15 protein-coding genes are annotated in these 13,298 nt (G+C 49.5%); 12 read left to right on the top strand and 3 right to left on the bottom strand.

The features are described 5' to 3' along the window. Positions 1 to 47: 47 nt before the first annotated feature. A complete protein-coding gene (locus L9G74_RS01890) occupies positions 48 to 2,750 on the bottom strand; it encodes a TonB-dependent receptor (RefSeq protein ID WP_238894583.1) in 2,703 nt (900 codons plus the stop codon). 581 nt (positions 2,751 to 3,331) lie between these two features. Between L9G74_RS01890 and L9G74_RS01885 the strand changes: the two genes are divergently transcribed. The 5 genes from L9G74_RS01885 (at position 3,332) to L9G74_RS01865 (ending at position 6,099) form a co-directional block, all read left to right on the top strand. After that, a complete protein-coding gene (locus L9G74_RS01885) occupies positions 3,332 to 3,796 on the top strand; it encodes a MarR family winged helix-turn-helix transcriptional regulator (protein ID WP_238894582.1) in 465 nt (154 codons plus the stop codon). A 134-nt stretch (positions 3,797 to 3,930) separates the two neighbouring features. Then, the gene (locus L9G74_RS01880) at positions 3,931 to 4,644 is read left to right on the top strand and encodes an SIMPL domain-containing protein (RefSeq protein WP_238894581.1); all 714 of its coding nucleotides are present in this window, start codon (positions 3,931 to 3,933) and stop codon (positions 4,642 to 4,644) included. Between the two features lie 359 nt (positions 4,645 to 5,003). Then, on the top strand, positions 5,004 to 5,390 hold the full coding sequence (locus L9G74_RS01875) for an immunity protein PIM1 family protein (protein WP_238894580.1): 387 nt from the start codon (positions 5,004 to 5,006) through the stop codon (positions 5,388 to 5,390). Positions 5,391 to 5,400: 10 nt separating this feature from the next. Beyond that, entirely contained in the window at positions 5,401 to 5,805 is a 405-nt protein-coding gene (locus L9G74_RS01870) for a hypothetical protein (RefSeq protein WP_238894579.1), read from the top strand. Between the two features lie 60 nt (positions 5,806 to 5,865). Further along, positions 5,866 to 6,099 (top strand): hypothetical protein, encoded by a 234-nt coding sequence (locus L9G74_RS01865; RefSeq protein WP_238894578.1) that lies wholly within the window; start codon positions 5,866 to 5,868, stop codon positions 6,097 to 6,099. A gap of 43 nt (positions 6,100 to 6,142) precedes the next feature. Here L9G74_RS01865 and L9G74_RS01860 read toward each other — a convergent pair whose 3' ends face one another. Continuing rightward, positions 6,143 to 7,393, bottom strand: coding sequence for an AAA family ATPase (locus L9G74_RS01860; RefSeq protein WP_238894577.1), 1,251 nt, complete (start codon positions 7,391 to 7,393; stop codon positions 6,143 to 6,145). Then, positions 7,383 to 8,015, bottom strand: a complete 633-nt coding sequence (locus L9G74_RS01855; RefSeq protein ID WP_238894576.1) for an RNA ligase family protein — start codon at positions 8,013 to 8,015, stop codon at positions 7,383 to 7,385. The genes L9G74_RS01860 and L9G74_RS01855 overlap by 11 nt, the downstream gene beginning before the upstream one ends. 593 nt (positions 8,016 to 8,608) lie before the next feature. On the opposite strand from L9G74_RS01855, the gene L9G74_RS01850 reads away from it, so the two are divergent. The 7 genes from L9G74_RS01850 to L9G74_RS01820 all read left to right on the top strand — a co-directional run bounded on the left by L9G74_RS01850 (position 8,609) and on the right by L9G74_RS01820 (position 13,295). Beyond that, the gene (locus L9G74_RS01850) at positions 8,609 to 9,652 is read left to right on the top strand and encodes a leucine-rich repeat domain-containing protein (RefSeq protein ID WP_238894575.1); all 1,044 of its coding nucleotides are present in this window, start codon (positions 8,609 to 8,611) and stop codon (positions 9,650 to 9,652) included. Then, positions 9,640 to 9,984: an SMI1/KNR4 family protein gene (locus L9G74_RS01845; protein WP_238894574.1), complete on the top strand. Its 345-nt coding sequence runs from the start codon at positions 9,640 to 9,642 to the stop codon at positions 9,982 to 9,984. Before L9G74_RS01850 ends, L9G74_RS01845 begins: the two co-directional genes overlap by 13 nt. A gap of 133 nt (positions 9,985 to 10,117) precedes the next feature. Beyond that, positions 10,118 to 10,444 carry a hypothetical protein gene (locus L9G74_RS01840; RefSeq protein ID WP_238894573.1) on the top strand — a complete coding sequence of 109 codons (327 nt, stop codon included), beginning with the start codon at positions 10,118 to 10,120 and terminating at the stop codon, positions 10,442 to 10,444. After that, positions 10,431 to 11,093, top strand: a complete 663-nt coding sequence (locus tag L9G74_RS01835) for a hypothetical protein (protein WP_238894572.1) — start codon at positions 10,431 to 10,433, stop codon at positions 11,091 to 11,093. The genes L9G74_RS01840 and L9G74_RS01835 overlap by 14 nt, the downstream gene beginning before the upstream one ends. 210 nt (positions 11,094 to 11,303) lie before the next feature. Then, positions 11,304 to 11,909 (top strand): hypothetical protein, encoded by a 606-nt coding sequence (locus L9G74_RS01830; RefSeq protein ID WP_238894571.1) that lies wholly within the window; start codon positions 11,304 to 11,306, stop codon positions 11,907 to 11,909. 173 nt (positions 11,910 to 12,082) lie between these two features. Next, on the top strand, positions 12,083 to 12,613 hold the full coding sequence (locus L9G74_RS01825; RefSeq protein ID WP_238894570.1) for a hypothetical protein: 531 nt from the start codon (positions 12,083 to 12,085) through the stop codon (positions 12,611 to 12,613). Between the two features lie 61 nt (positions 12,614 to 12,674). After that, a complete protein-coding gene (locus L9G74_RS01820; RefSeq protein ID WP_238894569.1) occupies positions 12,675 to 13,295 on the top strand; it encodes a DUF2625 family protein in 621 nt (206 codons plus the stop codon). Positions 13,296 to 13,298 lie beyond the last annotated feature (3 nt).

Here is a 13,298-nt window from a genome sequence, read left to right as displayed (position 1 = left end):
GGAAAACAAGTCGCAGCATTTACCAAGGCAAATGCTGCGACCATGCGTTACATGCTCAACTGGAAGCCAAGCAGATAGCGCCGACCCCACTCTGCGTACCCGCGAGGGCGAGAAGGATCGTTATCAAAGTAGGAAGTTGATGCTTCGTTGGTCAGGTTTTGCCCTTGCAACATTACTTTGAAGTTTTCGGTTAACTGATAGGAGATGCTGGCATCCACTGTCGCTTCCGAGCCAATGGTATACAGCTCTGAAGGGTCCCAACTGCCAACGCGAGTATATTCACTGCGGTAGTTGTAGGAGACTTTGGCATCCACATCATATTTTGAGTACCACAGCGTCAGGTTACCCACATTTTTCGACAACCCGCCCAAAGACAGTGGATTATCTGCTGGTTCGAATTCCTTAACATTGCTGTTGGTATAGCTGTAATTGGCATAAATACCTAAGCCATCGAAAGGTTCTGGCAGCATGGTAAAGGCTTGTTGATACAGCAATTCAAAACCACGAATTTGCCCGCCGTCACCATTGACTGGCGCGGTGAGTTGATAATCAACGCCGGCCACATTCATGGTGCTGGTAGATTGACCGATATGCGTTTTCAGGTCTTTAAAGAACAGCTGCACGGTAAAGGCGGCATCATCGGCGAAATAATATTCGTAGCCTAAATCGACCTGATTGGCGACAAACGGATTCAGCAGCGGGTTACCTTTAGAGGCAGTGTTGACGGTGGAAGATTGGTTCAACCCCAATCCTGAACGCATCTCCACCAGTGGTGGCCGTGACATGGCACGGGACAATCCCAAACGGATCTGCGAATCTTCAGTCACACTAAAACGCAGATTCAACGACGGCAGGATCTCATCGTAATCATGGTCAAACGAGACAGGTACCACAGATTCGGTGCCGGGAACTTGGTCAAAACCGCTGGAGGTGGATTCAGTTCTGACATAGCGCACGCCAATATTACCGGTGTACGGGATATAGCCCAGTTCACCACTCAGCCCAAACATCAAATACAGGGCACTATTGGTTTCTTTAACGTTCCAATTGTCCAGATAATCGCTGGTCTGCTTATCGTGTTGATTGCGGTTGTCGATGCCACCAAAGGCGTTGTCCACGACTTGCGACCAGTTTTTGAAGGTGTACATCACTGGCACATTGTAGCCGCTGCCTAAGCTGTAGGTGTTAGCGTCAACATTGGCATCGCCATCAAGCACCGCTTGTTGCCAACTGACCACATCGTTATCTTTTTCGCGGTCAGCCCAGCGACCACCAAAGCTCAGCTTATCTATGATGCCGAAATCGACGATGCGCGAGAAATCCAACCGAGCATTAATCATGTCGTCTTTCAGGTCACGATCGCTGTTAACTTGCAGATAATCCATCTGATAATCGGCAGTATTGCCAATATCATAGGCGGAACCGATAGCGAGTTTTTCACCGCGAGCATCCCAGCTGTAATCCATACCATTGGCGACGGCGTCTGCATTTTGGTAGGAGGAAGAGATATTGACCCACTTGGATTTGATGGTAGCTTGGGAATAACCGACATCAGCAACAATGGTCCAATCATCGCCCTGCCATTCGGCATTTAACCCGGTACTGATCAAGGCGTTTTTCTGAAACCAAGTGGAGTTGTTAGCGGTATGGCTGCCGCCGTATAACATGCCGCCAGCGACAATCTGCTCACTGCCATCGGGCTTGGTAATAATCTGTGCAGGGTTGCTGGCGTTTTGATAGTTCCAGTTACTCTCGCCACTCCAGTTGCCCCAACCGTCAAACCACAGTTGGTCTTCACGCTCTTCAATATCGAACTTGGAGTAAAACAGGTCATATTTCAGTTGTAACCGATCGGTTGGCAGCCACTGCAACACGGTCATGGCACCAATACGCTTGTTGGTGCCACCTTTAGTGGCGGTTTGTGCGCCCCAAGGTGCCGCTTCCGTCACGCCGTTGCCGTTCACATCGCCCTGCTCTGCCGCCAGTTTGTTGTAGGACCACGAGGTCACATCACGCTGAATGGAAGGCTGATCTTGATAGGCCACACCAAAGGCCACCCCAAATTTGTCAGTAATTGGGTCAACGTAACTAAAGCTTGTGCGATAACCATCATGGTCAGCGGTAGGAATATCATCGGCCAGCGGGTAATCCATCACATGCCCGCTGATGTTGACTTGCCGTTTATCTCTATCCAGTGGATCGACAAACTTCATGTTCACCAACCCGGCAATGCCACCTTCGATATTGCTGGCCAGCGGACTTTTATACACTTCTACCCCATTGATCAGTTCCGCTGGGAACTGCTCAAAACGCACGCTACGGCTAGGTTCACCACTGACAATCTCACGACCATTCATGGTCGCCAAATTGAGTCGTTCGCCCAAACCACGGATAGAGATAGTACTGGCATTACCGCGATCACGCTCGGCAGCAATCCCCGGTAGCCGCGCCAGTGTGTCAGTGATGGTCACGTCGGGTAGTTGACCAATATCATCGACAGAAATCACCTCGACGGTGGAGTCTGCCAATTTTTTATTTTGCAGTGAACGCTGTAGGGTGGCTGCAAAACCTTGGACGGTCAGTACTTCGATATCCTGCAGCTTTTTCGCCTCTTCGGGCTGTTTTACCTCAGCGCTCTTGGTGGTGTTATCTTGTTGTTCTTTTTCTGTTTCCTGTGCTTGTGCAGATGCCAGCGACAAGCATTGAGCGATTGCAAATGCAGTCAAACTCAACTTGAATTGTCGTTTCATTTTGACCCCTTTTATTAAGCAGGCAATGGTTCTTATTTTCTAGGGGCTGTTGCTCTTTCGCGCTTCATTTTTGTTCAATACAAACGCGTGAACAACAAGGCGCAGCCAGTGCGACTTAGTGAACTAAGCCAACTAGCTACAACAACGTTCAACAGTCCCAGAAATGTAAATACTTGGCGAAAATTCCCCAACCACGCCAAATATGGTGTTTTTTATTTATAAAGGTATGAGCGAGTTCAACACCGGAAACAAATCTACAACAACATTAGGTAAACGTTTACTATACAATGGTCTAAACAACTATCACTTATAATTTATCTTATTGATTTATCGACTATTTTAAAAAGAAAACGATTACAATTTATATGGTAAACACATTAAATAAACGTCGTTTATTTGTACTAACCACAAGATAGTGAGTTCGCCATATCTAAAAAAATTAACAATCGCAACCGCTGTAACTGCCTGTGCTAGGCAGCACCGAGTATGAGGAAAGGCGCAAATACGCGCAGTGAGAATTGACTTAAGTATTCAACGTCATAACCTAGTGGATGTGTACAACCAAGTACGGTATTGATCTCATGAAGGACGACGATCAGATTCTCCCAGGGAAGTTACTTAAGAATGTTGCCAACGAACTCCTCAGACACTACGAGGCTATTCTTCGTCCTTATGGGCTCGGTGCGGCGGGGGCGCCGGTGTTGTATTACCTCAGTATGGGCATCGCTAATACCCAGTCCGCCTTAGCGGAACTCACACATGTTGAACAGCCATCGATGGCGCAATGTTTGGCGCGACTCGAACGCGATGGTCTGATTGTGCGGGTCGCTAGCCATCAGGATAAACGTGTCAGAGAGATCCAACTGACGGATACCGCCAAAGCGATAGTCCCCGACGTTGCCATAAAGTTGAGTCACTTGAATGACCGCATCCTTGCAGGATTTTCACCGCAAGAAACCACTCAGCTTCGTCACCTGTTAAAACGTATCTTGCATAATTTGCTGTTAGAACAAAGCAACAGTTCTACGACAAATGAAACACCTTAAATAAGCGCGTATAACACTTTGTTATCAGCAACAACGACCGCAACGCTTTATTTTTTAGGCTACTCACAACACCGTGTACTTTATCGTTCTGTCTTTTGTATAGTGTGCTCTTCGCAGCAGATGAGGGATAATCAATGAATAAACCGTCGGTACTAAGTGGCGCTTTGCTGGGCATATTTGTCGCCACAGGTCTCTATCTTTTAGGGCATACCATCAGCCGTGGTTTGCTGGACTTTCGCGCGCTCGACCGCGTGGTCACTGTTAAAGGGTTAGCCGAAGAGGAAGTGAAAGCCAACGCCGCCATTTGGCCTATCACCTTCAATCAAGTCGATAACAATCTCAATAACCTCTACAGCGCGGTGCAAGGAAAAACCGACACTGTTATTAAGTTTTTGAAAAAACAAGGTTTTACTGAAGACGAAATCAGCGTTTCGCAACCTGCAATTGATGACCGCCAAGCACAAGGTTATGTCGACCCAAACATTAAGTTTCGCTACATCGCTAGCGTCACCGTGTCGGTCTACACCAACAAGGTCGACAACGTGCTGCAAAGCCGCAATCAGTTGCTGGAGCTAGTCAAAGATGACATCGCGGTAGCTCAAAATTATCAAAATCGTACCGAGTTTATCTACACCGATTTAAACACCATCAAGCCAAAAATGGTGCAGCAAGCCACTGAAAATGCACGCGAAGTGGCCGAGAAATTTGCGCATGATTCCAACTCTTCTATCGGCAAGATCAAAAACGCCAGCCAAGGCACCTTTTCGATTGAAGACCGCGATAGCACTACGCCATACATCAAGAAAATCCGAGTGGTATCGACAATCAGCTACTATTTGAAAGATTAAACCAACACATGGGGCGATGGACGCATGTTGCTTATTTGGCGCTAAGCCAACACAGCAAATGTTCAACGCCCCTGTCATTGTCCTCATCACCAACCACCTTTTGCACGGCGCCTATTCTAATGGCGAATAACCACTCAAAACCTATGTAAAGAGCCATGCTCTTGTGCATACAACTATGTTACCGTGCAATCCTGAAATACTGAGTGGCAGCCCCTAGCGACCGCAACCACTCAGAAGACGTATTCACGGAAGAACATGGATGACATCACCAACGCTACTTTACCCGCATCTTCTGCGGCATTGTGCCCGCTCATTACGCCCTCGTGGTACAGCAACTCACTTGCATATGTGGTAAGCCGATGCCGACCATAGACGAGTTACTACAAGCACTCAGTGCTAACCAACTGCTTAACAGCGAACTGTTTGCGGTGCAGGATCTTGATGCCGTGCTCGACCTACGTGATAGCGAGCCGTTTGATAGTGCGTGGATGACCAGTTTTAACACCATTGCCAGCCAATGGCAGGCCGCCGATATGCCGCTAACCGCGATAGATGCACTGCGACAGCAAGCGTTTTTGCATGCTAGTCGTCACACCCAACAACACGAAATTGCCAGCTATATCAGCGATGACTTTGAGCTAATTGGCAAAATGTTGCTACTGCAACTTGATGAGCCGTTTATCGCGCATCTGCTCCATGAATATCAGCAGCACCGCCTGCCAACTAGCATCGCCACAGCACAGTAAGAGGTACACCATGTTTGACACACTATTTATCGTCCCTTGTCAGAATATCGATAGCAAGGCGCTGATGACACTGAAAAAACTTACCGGTGCCAGCCTTGGCGACATCAAACACGCCTGCGCTAATCAGCAACCCATTTGGCAACTAGCGGAAGCATTTAGCGGCAGTTGGGAGGATGACAAATTGATACTCGCCCAATGTTATCAAGCGCTGAACGATGGCAGTTTGCAGGTTTTTGAAGGTGATGAGTTTGCCGAGGCGCAACCGCTGGATGCCGAGCAGTTTTATCAAGGATTGGCCCAATGGCGCGAGATAGAACTCGAACAAGCCCAGCAAACAGCACTGGAAATGGGTGAAATAGACAGCCCCGATGAGTTCGAGGCGGATGAAGCTGACAACTGGTTACCCGCCAGATAAACACGACCACTGAGGCAATATTCCGTATGAAGCTCGCAGCGTAATTACGGCCGCAACTTGATGAAAAAGTACCTATTTAGCTCGCTACTGTTTGCCGCTGTCGGTTATCTGTTTAGCTGTTTTCTGGTCAAAATCGGCGGCGAATTGCCATTAGCCATGCATGCCGCCGACTATCGTTTTGTGTTTCTCAATCCGCTGGCGTTGCCCTACGCTTTGATGGGATTAGGATTTGGTGCGTTGCTCACCTTGATACTGAATAGCTTGTTGCGGAAGTTTATCTTTATCGCCGAATAAGCTCGCGATCAATAAGGCTGCCAAGCGGCAGCCTTATGAGCGGTTATCCATTGCATGCTAACTGTCGACCATGCTCGCCTATGACTAACTGGTAATGGCTCTCTTCCGCCTGCGGCCACTGTAGTTTGGCTAACTGTTGCTGCAACACCTCATCACTCACGGCATAAGGCCGGTTGCGATTCTGCCGTTTGAGCGTGGCGCTATCCAGATGAAAAATTACCATGGTAATTAATGCACCGTAATTCACCGCAAGACTGGTGAGCGGTTCGCGAAAATCCTGCCGAAGATTAGTTGCGTCCCACACCACATCTTGCCCCGCCGCCAGCGCCTGCTTGAGCCGCTGTTTTGCCAGTTGCAGCATCTGGCCGCGATTTTTTTGATTACCGCGCTGGCCGTTAATTTCAGCGCGGATCTCATCCAGTGAAATCACCAGCCAATCATCGCGACGCTGCTGCTCAATCCAACTGGATTTGCCACTGCCACTAGCACCAAACAACATATAGAACTGGCTGTAATGCTGGCAGCGTTGATAGGTCCGCGCCAATGCTTCCACCGGCATGGCAATATCGCCTGTCAGCAACTCGCGCAGCGCGTAACCATCGACATAACGCTGCGCTGCGGTGGAATCCTTCTGTTGAATATCCGCCAACAAATGCTGTCGAAAATCGCTTTCCCAGACGCCATATTCCTGCGCGAATAAACGAAATTCGGCTAACAGTGACAACTGTTGTGGTAAATCGTCACAAATCCGCCCCTGCATATCGGCGCGTTCTAACCAGTAAAGCAGTTGCATATCAGCATTCAGTGCGAGTTTCAGATACTCGGCATAATCTGCATTGCGCACCACCAGCAATTTAGGTAACTGATGGTAACCCACCAGCCCCATAATGGTTTGCACCACGGAATACGCCAGCGGTAACGACATTAACGGCAGCGCGATCAGATTACGACCTAATGCTTCATGCCCCGGCGCAACGATACGGATGTCGCCGTCTCGCTCACGCGGCTGAGTGGTTAGCGGTTTGCCAATATCGTGCAGCACTGCACCAAGGATTAATGCCTGCCGCTGCTCACCGGTAATATGCTGCGCTTCACTAGCTAATAACTGATACAGCTCCGTTAGCACCAGTTGCGTATGAATGGCGACATCGCCTTCTGCATGCCAGCGCGTATCCTGCGGCGTGGCGGCAAATTGATGCAGCAATGGGAATAGCTCGCCCAGATACTGCACAGCTTCGGCAAAATCAGGCGTGCCAGTGGTTTTTAAGGATTCAAGCCACACGTTAATGTTCATCTTGCCCTCCTAAACCATTGACGACCATCTCGGCGTTCATCCAATGTTTATCGGTATTCACATGGCCTTTACGCACCCATTTACCCATGCTGTTAGCAAAATCCGCGAAAGCAAATGCATCGGCTCGTCGCACCACATAACCTTCTTGGGTTTGGGTATCCAACGGCAATTGGCGGATCAGCGTTTCATGCCACGGGCCGCGATACAGTTCAGGCACTACGGTTAGTCCAAGGCGTTGGGCAAAGGTCTGGGTATCGTCCCAGCTCAAGCAGCGGTTTTGCTCATCCCACACCGAAAACACCATAAAATAGTCCGGTAGGTTGTGGTAGCTGATGGAGTGCCGCGCATATAAGTTTTCGCCACAAATGCGCCAGCCTTCGGGGATCTGCCAGCCAATCTGGCCTTGCAATGCTTTGATGACCGCACGAGATGGATGATAACGGCTGTCGATAGAACGGGCATGGCTGCCATCGCGATACAGCGTGGTATTTTCGCCGTCCATTTTTTCGGTCACCACCACCTCTACGCCAGCAAAATTAGCGGTATCCAGCAAGCGTACATCATCGCTGCTGACACCTTCTGACCAAGGCAGATGTGGGGTACGGGGATATTTGGTTCTCATAGTCATTCCCTCTGTTAACTTAACAAAAAATCCAAGTAAACAGGCACCAGCAAACCTCCCGCCAAGAGGCAAGATTCATACTGATGCGAAGCGAGGGATTACATAACCATTCCTTTGATGCAGCGTGAGGAGCGCAGAGAAAGCGGCTCATCCATGACTAAAAACGGCCACAGAGTGCCGATATCGAGGCCAAAAGTCAATCAAGTTAGCTAAGGGCTGTGGACTTTTCATGCCTGATTTTTTGTTCAAATTAGCGACGCATAGTCAACTAAGCAAGCTGGGGTCAACAAGGTTTAGGAGGCGTTTAAATGAACCCTTCGGGCAGCGGCAAAAACAACCAGCAAAGATAAACCGCCCTTAGGGTTGCAGTCGTTAGCCACTCTTATACAATAGCGGCCCTGCGCACCGAACAGTCAGCCACACTGGTCAGACTCAAATTAGGCTGTGGTATTGAAAACGCGCCGTTTAACCACCACATCGCGTAAGTAGCACCAAGAATAACAATGGATTTTGACGCCGTATTTCACCACGGCGAGACCACTTTTTACCGCAGCCAACGCGAGTAATCAGCGGTCAAACATTTAGGGACATGGATGCAAACCCAACGAATAAGCGACCCGGTCAGCGTTAACCCGGACGACGTCGCGGCATTGATTAACGCCAATATCACCCCCATTATTCAGTTCAGCGAAGCGCCAAGCAGCAATGCACTGTTAGCGCAGGTCAATCAGCTCTGCCAACGCTTTGGTGTACAACTTGAAATCCGTTTTTATGGTTTCTATCGGCAACCACAGGGCTTTGATGGCCGCCTGTTACAACACTTACCTGATGTCGCCAACCTGTCGCTAGATTGCTTGCAACAAGCGACTCAGTTGGAGCAACTGCAGCAGCTATCAAAGCTGACTAAGTTACGGCTGGGCATCTATCATTTTGACCAGCACGAACTGCTTAACCGCCTCAATCTGAGCCAACTCACATCGTTGTCGCTGACGGAGAATCGCCAGCGTAATATTGATTTAGCCTTCATCGACCAGTGCGACCAGCTCAAGCAGTTATTCATTCAAGGCCACAGCAAAAATATTGACGCAATTAGCCAATTGCCGCAGTTGCAGTCGTTGGCGCTCAGCGGCATTGGCAATAAGCAATCATTGGCGTTTATCAATGCTCTCAACAGCTTGCAATCGCTGTGGCTGATGCTTGGCAGTCGCGATTCCGTCGCCGAAATCACCCTGCCAGCGCTACAACAGCTTGAACTTGTCCGCATAAAACAGTTAACCGATGTGGGCGATTTAAGCCGCTTTAGCCAACTGCAACAACTCAAAATTGAAGACCAAGCCAAGCTCAGTCAACTTAGCTTCAGCCAACCTAATCACACGCTGACAGCAATGCGGCTGTGGAATGTTAAACAGTTACAAGCCATCAACGGTCTGTCCCAGTTATCCGCGTTAACTGCACTGGATATCGATACCAGTCAGCTTGAGTTAACCGACCTGATGGCAGCCTTACCGCCATCACTACGCCAGTTCGACTTTAGCACCAGCAGTGTCAAGCAGAACCGTCTGCTACAAACACAGCTGCGAACAATGGGATATCAATCCAACCGTCCGCAATACCAAGAGGCAGCATGCAGCAACTAACCCTTATCGAGCGCTACTTTGAGCACCTACTGCCAGCCAGCTACCGTACATTTCTCGCAAGCAATAGCAGCAGCCCTAACGACGATATTTTGCTCTACAACGCCAGCAACGTTATCGAACGTAACCATTGCTATGAAACCAAAACCTACGCGCCCGGCTTTATTAACATCGGCGATGATGGTGGCGGTATGGCATTTATCCTATCGTTAACAGCGGCCGATCCTATGGTCTACCGTGTTGACCATGGTTCGATGGACCCACAGTATGCGGAATTGGTGGCGCACAGCTTTAGCCAGTGGCTGGCGGACGGTTGTCCGGTGGTAGAGGAGTAGGAATCACGAGTCACGAACGGCGAGTGTCGAGTGTCGAGTGTCGAGTGTCGAGTGTCGAGTAGCGAGTAGCGAGTAGCGAGTAGCGAGTAGCGAGTAGCGAGTAGCGAGTAGCGAGTAGCGAGTAGCGAGTAGAATGATGAGCAAAACGGAATTGTTTGTCGATGCCTCAGGCATCTGGTGTATGGGCGCGCAGCCATATGGCATTGCATGGGCCGACCTGTATCAAGTGTGGGGTTACACGCTGAACTATCCAGAAATCGGGCCACAGCTCGAACTGGAACTGACCACCAAACATGGCGCTAATTTGATTGTTAACGCGACTTGGCCGGGGTTTGATAAGGCACTAGCCGCGATCAGCGAATATCTATTTTTACCAAATAATGACTGGCAACAACGCGCCAAAGCCGTCACAGCGAATGAAGCGCCCTATCTGATTTGGAGCCAGAATGCCCAGCACTGAACCCCAAGCAGCACAGTTGCCCGCCATCCCCGCTAGCGACGTTAACGCTGCCGTAGCGCATTTTATTCCAGGGAGTGCTTACTGCATTGCCCAAAGCTTTAGCGATAGTCACGGCAACAGTTGGCTTAGCGCGGGCTTGCTGCACTTTTGTGGCAGCGAGTTTACTGCCAATGAACAACGGCTGACACTGCATTTTAACGAGGACGATGCGCCGCTTTCGCTCACCTTAGCTTTGGATGATGTCGCCCAGCGCCAAGTGTTGCAGCAGTTTGATGTCTATTTGCCATTAGCGTTCACGCTTAACGACGCGCTGATAAAACAGCTGACACCGCTGTGGCAAGCCGCACAGCAACCCACAAAACCGCTACAGGTCGCTGATTTCGCGGAGTTGCAAGCCACCATTCCTGATACAGAGTTGCTGTTTACCGAAGTGTTTCTACAGGATGAACTGGCAACTATTGCTGCGCGCTTTGCGCCGTTTCTCTATCATGTGCACTATCTTCCGATCATCAGCAGCGATTATGAGCAACTGATTGTGCTTGGCTACGGTGCAGAAAATGCCGGCCAAGTGGCGTATTTCGATTTTGACTTTGGCCTGTGTCCGCTTAATTGTGACTTACCGCAATTGCTACAACAGCTGCGAGCTTGACCAGAGGGCTTATGTATATCAAGTGCGATAATTGCCGACAAATCTACACGACTGGCTATAGTGCGGGTTTTACTAACGCGACTGATTTCCATGATGTAGCACATCACTGACTAAACAAAAAATCGAACAACGTCTCACCGCAATGCGGTCAACCAAGTAAGCTGCGGCATTTTCACAATTAACCATTATCAAGCCAAGGAGTGATAAATAATGGAAATCAAACAACTCTATTTTAATAGCAATGAGCTAGTGATCGCGTTTAGCAATGGCGACATCAGACGGTTTGATGAGCGGGAGTATTTTAAAGACAGCTTTAATCTACTGGTGCTGCCGCAACGTCGTCGACGAGTTGATATCAGCGCCAGCCAGCTACATTGGCCCAAAGTGCCAGGGCAAACCCTGTTGTGGCGTGACACGAATTTGTGGGACTGTGAACTGGCCTTATCCGCCGAGCAGTTGTATCAACACTCGCAGTCAATATCCGCTGAAGACCTTGAGCGCGTGAACTGTTATTTGGTGCAAAAAAATATTGCCCCCACCAAAGAAGATGCCAAGCACCATGTGCTATTCGTCATGCTCTATCCGTTTCGCGATCCCTATTTTTTGTTTGGTGAAAACATCCATGGCGGCATGGGCGACCGCGGTGGAGCAAGTTGGTTATCAGTCGAACAGATACTGGCCGAGGACTTCTGGCGACAACACTTATTACAAGCGGATGGTGAATGGCTGTATCACATTATTGCCGAGCACCATGCCGAACGTGACACCATGATTAGCAAAATCATTCGCTATCACAGCCAGCAAACTCACTTTTAAGTAGCAGTTGTTAAGGCGCGACAGCTAACCACGTGTAAATTGCCGCCAGCGCTGATGCTAATTTGCTACTATAGCGGCCACCCAGCCGCTGGCTGTGCCGACAAGGATGGCAACCAGAACTAAACTTAGCTTAACCGTGCCGATATCGGCATTTATCACAAGGAAGTGTTACTGTGCTCCATAGCCACAACCCTCACCAGTTTCCGTTAAAGAAACTCAAGCAACTGGCACATAGCTTGTGCGATAGCTTTAACTCCCGCAACAACGATGCCGATGGTTATTGGGCATTGGGAGTGCTGTACCAATTAGCACAGCAACGGCGCAGCACCAACGTCTGCTTAGATTTGTACCAATGCCAAATCATTCCCGATAGTCCCGAGCTACATCCACTATTGCTGTGTTGGTTTCGCAAACTTGAGCATACGTTGCAGCAGTTCGATATTCCGTCGCTGCTGATTAAAGGTGCCATGATTGAGGTCGAATTTGCAGTGCCACTGCCACAACACTCGCCCGCTAACGTCGCGCACTTGCTCGATCGCTTTATGCAACTGCCCACGTCCAAAGCCTGCATTATTCGCTGTACCCTCGAAAACGTATTTGGCGATGTGCGAGTTGCTGAGCGCTACAGTAGTTGCTGGCCGCACAATGCTAACAGAGAGACGCGGAGTATCCGCCGTTTCAGTGAAGGTTGGCTGCGTGAATAATCATCCGTTTCCCACATGTTAGCCGTCCGCTAGCAGCACAATTTCTCAAGGTTCAGGTTATATGAAGTCCCTCGAACAACTGATAGATACACAGGACGATGCCATCGTTCAAATCCAAGCATGGCAAAAAGATGCTCAGCTTGCCGTCACCCTCCTGCCTGCGGCCGCTAACAGTGGTGCCCAGTTGCAGCAACTGCAAATCACTACCCACTCGGTACTCGGCGCCTTGGTGTATCACACGGGCGGCGTGTTGATTGCCGATGGCTGGCTGCGATTTTTAGGCTCAGGCAGTGCACAACTGCCGCGTGATGTGGTGAGTTGGAATAGTGACAACAGCGGTTACTTGCTGGTTGCCGATGATCTCGTCGGCGGCTTTTTTGCCATCAATGGTGGCGCACTGGGCAGTGATGTGGGTGCGCTCTATTATTTATCGCCAGACTCTACCGACTGGGAGCCACTCGAAGTGGCCTTTAGTGACTTCTTTCAATGGTCAATGAGCGAAAACCTACTGCAATTTTATGCCGATTTAGGCATTGATAGCCTGCTCAATGAATATCGTCATATTAGCTGTGAACAAGCACTGCATTTTTACCCGCCGCTATGGAGCCAAGAAGGCAACATTAGCAGCAGCAACCGCCGTTTAGTGCCAGTGACTGAACTGCGAGCGCTGAAGCTTGCCTAACGG

This window comes from Shewanella electrica, from assembly GCF_022321485.1.
Classification (GTDB): domain Bacteria; phylum Pseudomonadota; class Gammaproteobacteria; order Enterobacterales; family Shewanellaceae; genus Shewanella; species Shewanella electrica.
The sequence above is the reverse complement of the archived record's forward strand: the minus strand, read 5'-3'. Positions and strand labels throughout refer to the sequence as shown.

Coding starts and splice junctions, on each gene's coding strand:
- L9G74_RS01890 (WP_238894583.1), bottom strand. CDS start 2,750: ATGAAACGACAATTCAAGTTGAGTTTGACTGCATTTGCAATCGCTCAA.
- L9G74_RS01885 (WP_238894582.1), top strand. CDS start 3,332: ATGAAGGACGACGATCAGATTCTCCCAGGGAAGTTACTTAAGAATGTT.
- L9G74_RS01880 (WP_238894581.1), top strand. CDS start 3,931: ATGAATAAACCGTCGGTACTAAGTGGCGCTTTGCTGGGCATATTTGTC.
- L9G74_RS01875 (WP_238894580.1), top strand. CDS start 5,004: ATGCCGACCATAGACGAGTTACTACAAGCACTCAGTGCTAACCAACTG.
- L9G74_RS01870 (WP_238894579.1), top strand. CDS start 5,401: ATGTTTGACACACTATTTATCGTCCCTTGTCAGAATATCGATAGCAAG.
- L9G74_RS01865 (WP_238894578.1), top strand. CDS start 5,866: ATGAAAAAGTACCTATTTAGCTCGCTACTGTTTGCCGCTGTCGGTTAT.
- L9G74_RS01860 (WP_238894577.1), bottom strand. CDS start 7,393: ATGAACATTAACGTGTGGCTTGAATCCTTAAAAACCACTGGCACGCCT.
- L9G74_RS01855 (WP_238894576.1), bottom strand. CDS start 8,015: ATGAGAACCAAATATCCCCGTACCCCACATCTGCCTTGGTCAGAAGGT.
- L9G74_RS01850 (WP_238894575.1), top strand. CDS start 8,609: ATGCAAACCCAACGAATAAGCGACCCGGTCAGCGTTAACCCGGACGAC.
- L9G74_RS01845 (WP_238894574.1), top strand. CDS start 9,640: ATGCAGCAACTAACCCTTATCGAGCGCTACTTTGAGCACCTACTGCCA.
- L9G74_RS01840 (WP_238894573.1), top strand. CDS start 10,118: ATGATGAGCAAAACGGAATTGTTTGTCGATGCCTCAGGCATCTGGTGT.
- L9G74_RS01835 (WP_238894572.1), top strand. CDS start 10,431: ATGCCCAGCACTGAACCCCAAGCAGCACAGTTGCCCGCCATCCCCGCT.
- L9G74_RS01830 (WP_238894571.1), top strand. CDS start 11,304: ATGGAAATCAAACAACTCTATTTTAATAGCAATGAGCTAGTGATCGCG.
- L9G74_RS01820 (WP_238894569.1), top strand. CDS start 12,675: ATGAAGTCCCTCGAACAACTGATAGATACACAGGACGATGCCATCGTT.